General features: G+C 50.5%; 1 protein-coding gene. It reads right to left on the bottom strand.

Going from position 1 to position 796, the window contains the following annotated elements; translation table 11 throughout:
• Window positions 1-796: ABC transporter substrate-binding protein (locus tag AC27IT_RS27720; protein WP_487092253.1), on the bottom strand; the 796-nt coding region annotated here is incomplete at both ends.

Raw genomic sequence — 796 nt, 5'->3', positions numbered from 1 at the left:
AGCATAACGGCTTACATTCGCTTCACTTGTAGAGGAGTAGAACATGTCCATAAAATACTGCGGCTCCCCTGTATGGGCCGTGAGCATGCTGTACATAGCAAAATCCCAATCATTTTTGGTCAATGCCTCGTCGATATTTTCCACCTTGCGAATCTTGACCTGAATTCCCTCATTCAGCAATTGGCTCTGAATCACCTCAGCCATGACGGATAGCTCCGGACGCTGTGGGAAGGTCAGCAGCGTAACCTCGAATGGCTTGCCCTGCTTGGTCCACGTACCTTGGGCATCCTTCTGCCAGCCATCCTTCGTCAACAACTGCTCCGCCGTTCCGTCCAATGCTTTGCGCTCAATCTTACCGAAGGGAAGAATGCTCGGAAACGGGCTGCTTGCTTCCGTACCGAAGCCTCTCATGACGGCGCTCACAATGGATGCGCGCGGAATCAGACTGTCCACCACCTTACGGTTGGTTGCATCCTTGAACACAGGTGATTCCATGTTGTACACAATCATATGGGTGCGCAAGGATGGAGCCGACAGCACTTGTAGCTTGTCGTTCTTTTTTAATACCTCTGCGTTATCTACCGGAATATCCGTCGCTACATCCACCTCACCAGATTGTAACGCCATCAGGCGCGAATTACCGTCCGTAATGAATTTCATCGTCGCTTCGGCCAATCGCGCCTTTTCGCCCCAGTATCCGTCATAACGCTCGACGACCAAGGATTGATCCTTGTTGAAGGCTTTGATTTTAAAAGCACCTGTCATTGCAGGGTAGCTTTGCTCATCTTTCATGGAT

It is taken from the genome of Brevibacillus sp. YAE8 (assembly GCF_057543335.1).
Note: the sequence above shows the minus strand (reverse complement) of the source record. Positions and strands in the feature narration are given on the sequence as shown.